General features: G+C 37.3%; 5 protein-coding genes and 1 pseudogene. 2 read left to right on the forward strand and 4 right to left on the reverse strand.

Annotated elements, in window-relative coordinates:
• Nucleotides 1-119 precede the first annotated feature (119 nt).
• Both miaA and ACFILL_RS06120 read left to right on the forward strand, forming a co-directional pair.
• Nucleotides 120-992 (forward strand): tRNA (adenosine(37)-N6)-dimethylallyltransferase MiaA, encoded by an 873-nt coding sequence (gene miaA, locus ACFILL_RS06115; protein WP_375643463.1) that lies wholly within the window; start codon nt 120-122, stop codon nt 990-992.
• 270 nt (nt 993-1,262) lie between these two features.
• Nucleotides 1,263-3,062: an acetolactate synthase 3 large subunit gene (locus ACFILL_RS06120; RefSeq protein ID WP_375643464.1), complete on the forward strand. Its 1,800-nt coding sequence runs from the start codon at nt 1,263-1,265 to the stop codon at nt 3,060-3,062.
• Nucleotides 3,063-4,213: 1,151 nt separating this feature from the next.
• On the opposite strand, the gene ACFILL_RS06125 is transcribed toward ACFILL_RS06120, so the two are convergent.
• The 4 genes and pseudogenes from ACFILL_RS06125 to ACFILL_RS06140 all read right to left on the reverse strand — a co-directional run.
• Entirely contained in the window at nt 4,214-4,573 is a 360-nt protein-coding gene (locus tag ACFILL_RS06125; RefSeq protein ID WP_375637646.1) for a hypothetical protein, read from the reverse strand.
• A gap of 162 nt (nt 4,574-4,735) precedes the next feature.
• Nucleotides 4,736-4,837, reverse strand: a pseudogene (locus ACFILL_RS06130) (integrase); the annotation flags it as partial.
• Nucleotides 4,838-4,907: 70 nt separating this feature from the next.
• Nucleotides 4,908-5,834 carry a D-2-hydroxyacid dehydrogenase family protein gene (locus ACFILL_RS06135; protein ID WP_375643465.1) on the reverse strand — a complete coding sequence of 309 codons (927 nt, stop codon included), beginning with the start codon at nt 5,832-5,834 and terminating at the stop codon, nt 4,908-4,910.
• A 152-nt stretch (nt 5,835-5,986) separates the two neighbouring features.
• Nucleotides 5,987-6,919 (reverse strand): tyrosine-type recombinase/integrase (locus ACFILL_RS06140; RefSeq protein ID WP_375637644.1); only part of this gene is annotated, 933 nt, incomplete at its 5' end.

Raw genomic sequence — 6,919 nt, forward strand, 5'->3', positions numbered from 1 at the left:
GGGAATTTGTGTTCGTATTTTTGTTTGAAGTATTTACTCTATGATAATGGAGAGAAGATAGTGGCTTTGGGGGTGTCTGTATGTTGCAATAAGTTATTGATTGGGAGAAATTGCTATTTATGGCACAAAGAACAATTACATTGATAGCAGGGCCAACGGCAAGTGGGAAGTCAGAACTTGCCTTGCAAATGGCTCAAGAAAAGAATGCTCTCATTATTAATACTGATTCAATGCAGGTTTATGATGTTTTAAATATTTTAACGGCACGGCCGGGGGAGGCTGACACCGCGATTGTTCCCCATTATCTTTATGGTCATGTGAGTCCTACTTTGAACTATTCAGTAGGGCAATGGTTGTATGATGTCGAGAAGCTATTGGCTACTTTTTCTTTAAGATCAGTTATTTTTGTTGGTGGAACAGGACTTTATTTTCGTGCTCTTTTAGAGGGGATTTCGGAAGTCCCTCATGTTCCAGATGTTGTGCGGCAGAAGTGGCGTTTGCTGCTTGATAAAGAGGGACCTGAAAGTCTTTATCGCCAGTTGTTGCAGATTGATGCTGTTGTTGCTGAAAAAATTTCTTCGCATGATAGACAGCGTATTGTCCGTGCTTTGGAAGTTTATGATGCAACCGGTAAGACGCTCAGTTGGTGGCAGAAACAAAAAACAACACCTCTCATTGCGCCGAATTTGACCGAAAAAATTCTTCTCATGCCACCACGTCCTTTGCTTTATGAACGTATTCATAAACGCTTGGATTCTATGATTGAAAGAGGAGCTTTAGAAGAAGTGGTGGCTATGAAAAAACTTAAACTTTCCCCTTCATTACCAGCAATGAAGGCTATTGGTATACCTGAGTTTATGGCTTATTTGGATGGATATAGAAGCTTTGAGAGTGCTCTTGAAGCGGTGAAAATACAAACGAGGAGATATGCAAAAAGACAAATGACATGGTTTCGTAATCAATTTGATGAAGAATGGATGCTTACTTTTTGATAAAAGAGCTGGAGCCTTGCAAAGAAACTTTCGAAAGATAAAAGATAATTCGTAAAAAAGAAATTTTTTAGAAAATATAATTTTTTATTGACGAATGGTATCAATGGAATTAGAAATCTGTCTACAAGGAATTTTTTATATATTTTATACGTTGGAATAATGGGGGGTAATCATACAGTATGTGTTGTGTAATGGGCTCCTTTGGGGGCTTTTTTTATGGGCTCCGTTAGGGGCTTTTTTATTGTCCTATAAAGTAGGTGAGTGGGAAAAATGAGAAATGATCCAAGAAAGCAAGAGAGTGCAGATGGAAAAATAATGTCGGGCGCTGAAATAGTGGTTCAGGCTCTTATAGATCAAGGCGTTGAACATATTTTTGGTTATCCTGGTGGGGCTGTTTTGCCTATTTTTGATGTTCTTTATCACCAAGATACACTCCAGCATATTTTGGTGCGCCATGAACAAGCTGCAGGGCATGCGGCTGAAGGCTATGCACGCAGCACAGGGAAGGTAGGGGTTATGCTTGTGACTTCTGGTCCAGGGGCAACGAATGCTGTGACACCTTTGCAAGATGCTCTTATGGATTCGATACCTCTTATTTGTTTTTCTGGGCAGGTGTCAACAACGGTAATTGGAACAAATGCTTTTCAAGAGGCTGATACAGTTGGAATTACAAAGCCTTGTACGAAGCGTAATTGGCTGGTTAAAAATGTCAATGATCTTGCGGCTATTATTCATGAAGCTTTTGCTCTTGCTCAATCAGGTCGTCCTGGGCCGGTTTTGATTGATATTCCTAAGGATGTTCAATTTGCTTCAGGACTTTATAGAGCACCTCAAGTTCAGGAGTCTTTACATTCTTTTCCATCGTTGAAAGGGAATATTAAGGCTATTGAATCTGCCGTTTCTCTTTTAGTTGAGGCAAAACGCCCTATTATTTATTCTGGTGGTGGTGTTATTTCATCGGGGATGAAAGCTATACAGCTTTTACGTAATTTGGTTCAATTGGGGGATTTTCCGATTACTTCAACATTAATGGGACTTGGTGCTTATCCTGCTTCCGGTAAAAATTGGCTTGGAATGCTTGGAATGCATGGAACCTATGAGGCTAATATGGCCATGCATGATTGTGATGTCATGTTAGCTGTTGGAGCACGATTTGATGATCGTATCACGGGGCGCCTTGATGCATTTGCACCTCATGCGCGTATTATTCATATTGATATTGATCCTTCTTCCATCAATAAAACTGTAAAAGCAGAAGTTCCAATTATTGGTGATGTGGCTTGTGTTTTAGGAGATATGACGCAACTCTTAAGAATACAGCAACCAGCGTTTAACAGTGAAGTCCGTGAGGCGTGGTGGACGCAAATTAACCGTTGGAAAGCTCGTAATTCATTGGCATATGCGGAGAAAAAAGATGTCATTATGCCGCAATATGCTCTTGAACGACTTTATGCTCTTACCAAAGATGCGAATGCTTATATTACAACGGATGTCGGACAGCATCAGATGTGGGCAGCACAGTATTATCATTTTGATGAACCAAAACATTGGATGACTTCTGGTGGTCTTGGAACGATGGGGTATGGTCTTCCGGCCGCTATCGGTGTTCAAATAGCACATCCTGATGCGCTTGTTGTGTGTATTTCTGGTGATGCCTCCATTCAGATGAATATTCAAGAGCTTGCAACAGCTATTCAGCATGACACACCTGTAAAAATTTTCATTTTAAATAATCAGTATATGGGGATGGTTCGCCAGTGGCAGCAATTGCTGCATGGTAATCGTCTTTCTCATTCTTATACGGAATCTATGCCTGACTTTGTGAAATTGGCACAAGCTTATGGAGCCGTGGGAATTCATTGTTCAAAACCCGATGAACTTGATGATAAAATTCAGCAGATGATTGACTGTGATAAGCCTGTTCTTTTTGATTGTCGTGTTTATCATTTAGAAAACTGTTTTCCTATGATCCCATCGGGATGTGCTCATAATGAGATGTTATTACCCGATGAGGCAAGCGAAGAAGCTATTGCAAATGCTATTTCTTCCGAGGGAAAGATTCTTGTATAAAATTAATATGTTAACAAAATGGTGAAGGATAGTGATGATGAAGTCTTTGGAGTCTTCATCTCTGTCTCTTCTTTGTGGAGAGTTCCTATTATCCTTAGAGATCATTTTATGATTTTCATTCTTTGTTTAAAGACATGGGGTGTATTATTATTTGTTTATCTAAAAAATGTTATAAGTCGTGTGCACAATTATGTTTGAATTTATTTGTACGCGATGTTTGTTTTTTTAATTCATATGTTCACATTAATAGCTATTTCGTTGCATTTTTTAGATAATACATTGAATTATCTGTTATAAATTAATTATGTTGTCTCATATATGAAAGATTCCATCGTGCAAGAAAAAAATCCACTATGCTTGAAGGGGGCAACCATGCAAACCGTCATACTTGTGAAAACAATAGAAAAGTTTGTCACTATGTTTTGGTTTCGCATTATGAAATTACTCCAAATCGCTTTTTCAAGGGCTTGATAGGGGAATCCCCCTAGCGGCTTGAAGGAAGGGCAAAAATAACAAAGATCAAATGCAGCCATAGAAAATCAATTGGCCACCATAGCTTATAATTAGGTAGTAACCTCACCTGATTATGCGGGAGAAACCTATACATATGAGATGTATCATCAATATATAAATCAGAATAATACTCAACATCATATCATTATCAGGATATTAACATTGAAAATTAAATACTCTTTCTTTTATTTGTTCTATATATCTATAATTCCATAAATCTGCAGACACAAACACTCTTTGAATCCACCGCATTGGATTTTCATAACTATCAAATGATCCAAAAAACTTATCTCTAGAGTGTAGAGCCATTCTATTATCAATGTATAATAATCTTCCTTAGTGGTACATCAATTCCAAAAGATACAGCCTTAATAGCTTCATAAAAATGATCTAAAGCTTCCTTGGCTTTTTTGACTGTGGTTCTAACATGCCAGGATAAAAAACAGCGCTGATATCAGGGAATTCACTGTCCCTGTGAACTAGGGGCACTTTACTTGTAGAGGTTACCCCATTTTTTCTCCATCTATAGGGAACATTAATTATATATAAATTATCCCTTAAGCTCCTCAAATCCTCCTCACTTAAAAATTTTAAAGCTAGACGTGCATCAGACTATTCTCGTTAACGGGCCATCAACATCATTGCGAACACCAGATAAAAGTATCCCCTTTAAGAGATAAATTTAAACCCGTTATAAATTTTAGTGCAGCATTTTCTGTATGAAAATCTAACTCAACTTCAGATCCTAATTCTGTATAATCTTTTTTATTATCCTCTAAAGGAAGCAGATTATTTACTATATGTTCGCCTTCAAACTTAATTGAATAAGGCTCTCCGATCACTACAGAAAACATCATAATTAAATTTTCGCTAATATAGTCACTTTTACAAGACGCATCTAAATTATAAGGATTAGGTGACGTATTAATTTGTCTATCAACAGGAAGGTTTTCAAAGATTAAATATGGTCTAGGGGTAATAGACCCCTTTTTGTTCATAAGAATTGTCAATATTCTATGTGGTAGCAGCGAAAATGCTATTTTTTTAACTCAACCGAATATTCAATACCACCGTATGGATACTCAATAATAATTAAGTCAATAAGTTATATTAATAGTGAGGGTTTTATTCGCTATTGATTCTATTACGTTTTTTTGCCTCTATTCCTCATCTTTTTGAAGTTTTTTTATAGCTTCAAGAGCGAGTTTTTTACGGTCTGCGCTCTTTGTGTAAAGAGATGACATGGCGTCATCTGTCCAGCCAATATGTGTCGTGCAAATTTGATAGGCTAGCGATATAAGATAAATTTTACAAACATTGGCTCAGCCGGCATTAAGCGCTCTTTATAAAAGACGCTATATTTTGGCAAGCTTTTTCAAAATAATTCTCAAAGCTTTCTTCAGTCACATAGCCCAGATGCGGTGTGCAAAGAACTCTATCTGATTGCAATAATTTGCTCTCATATACTGGCTCGCTGTCATAAACATCCAGTGCAAAGTAAGTTGAATTTTCCAAACTTAGTATTTTTTCTATCGCCCCTTTTTCAACCAAAGCTGAACGCGCTGTGTTGACAAAAATAGCATGAGGTTTCATGCTCAATAGATCATCTAATTTTATGATTTCTCTGGTTTTATCGCTTAAACGTAAATGGACGGATATAATGTCAGGACGTGTAAAAAATTCATCTTTTGAATGCGTAAAATGATAACCTAAATTTTTTGCTTCTTGCGTTGAACGCTCGCTCCCATAAACCAAAATGGACATGCCAAAAGTTTGAGCATATTGAGCAACCATTTTACCAATACGGCCAAACCCGAATATTCCAAGAGTAGCCCCTTTCATTTGGTTGCCAAATGTTGTTTGCCATCGTCCTTTTTTCATATCAGATACAGATTTACAGAGTTTTCTACGCGCAGACATAATTAAGAGCCACGCAAATTCAGCAGCAGAAGTTGGATCTCCACCACCGTCTAATATTTCACTTCCTAAGTCTCTACAAGTTTCTATATCAATATGTGAACCTATAGGGCCTGTTTGGCAGATTAATTTTAAATTTGGCAGTTTCAGGAGAAGATTTCTATCAACTATAGTCCGCTCTCTGATTAAGATAAGAATATCTATCTCTTTGAGCTTATCTTCTAAATCACATTCTTTAGCTAAATTATTTATAACCAGCACTTCATGCAATTTCATTAATTTTGTAATAGACTGTAATGTTAGGGTGGCTTTTTGATAGTCATCTGGAATTAATATTTTCAATTTAAACCTTCCGTTTCATTCATCAATATTTGAGCTCATTATTTCATTGTTATTTCTAGCAACGGTAACAAATAATAATTAAATCAAAAAGTTATATTTGTAGTAAGGGATTAGGTGCTTATTGATTCTATTATGTTTTTTTATCTCTATCCCTAACTTTTTTGGAGCTTTTGTATCGATTCAAGGGAGAGTTTTTTGCGATCTGCGCTCTTGGTATAAAGAGATGCCATACTGTCATTTGTCCAGCCAAAGAGTGCTTTGAGTTGTGATACTGTTGCACCAGAGTTAGCTGCGCGTGTTGCTGCTAATTTTCTTAAGCCATGCGCTGATTTTTTGATACCTGCTTGGGTACAAGCATTATAAAATGTAATTCCGAAGCTTTTTTTGGGTATTTTTTTCCCGCGTTTACCACAAATGAATGTTTCTTCTCCAATAGGACCAACTTCAAGCGTTTTGGCTAATTCTGGCAAAATTGGGAGAAAGACATCTGTTTTAAATTGGCTCTTTTCTGTTTTGATGTGAATGATATTATCTTTGACGTCTTTCCAGCCAATGCGGACCGCATCACCACGACGCAGACCCGTATATAAAAGAACATCAATCCAAACGCGTTCATGGGTACCATGTGACCAGCGTTGGTAATATTTTTCAACATCTTCTTCTGTCCAAACGGGAAAGCCCTCTTTATTTTTAAGAGGAGGTCTTGTGATACCTAAAGTAGGGTTGCTTTCCAAAAGTCCTTGTTCAATTGCCCATTTAAAAAGCCCATTTAGGGATTGTAGAAAGTCTCTAGCCATTGCTGGTGTTTCTTTGCGCCGTTCAACACCGGCTATGATATGTTTCTTTTCGATTGCTTGGTATGAAATGTGACCTATAGTATCGCACACTTTCATAAGAGTGTATTCTCTTTGTTTCTTTGTGGCTTTAGCGAGGTTATGCCAATTGGAGCTATTAAAATACTGTTTAAGGAGCCATGCGAATGAACCTTCGACTAGCTTACCAGTTTTTGATTTAGGAAGTATAAGCCCTTGTAACTCGGCAAGTGCGCTTTTGTAGTTATCAACAAACTCTTGCGTTCCATAGGT

It is taken from the genome of Bartonella sp. AP20NXHL (assembly GCF_042196165.1).
Classification (GTDB): Bacteria; Pseudomonadota; Alphaproteobacteria; order Rhizobiales; family Rhizobiaceae; genus Bartonella.

Bases quoted from the DNA above. Each gene is read 5' to 3' on its own strand.
- miaA (WP_375643463.1), top strand. From the start codon at position 120: ATGGCACAAAGAACAATTACATTGATAGCAGGGCCAACGGCAAGTGGG.
- ACFILL_RS06120 (WP_375643464.1), top strand. From the start codon at position 1,263: ATGAGAAATGATCCAAGAAAGCAAGAGAGTGCAGATGGAAAAATAATG.
- ACFILL_RS06125 (WP_375637646.1), bottom strand. From the start codon at position 4,573: ATGAACAAAAAGGGGTCTATTACCCCTAGACCATATTTAATCTTTGAA.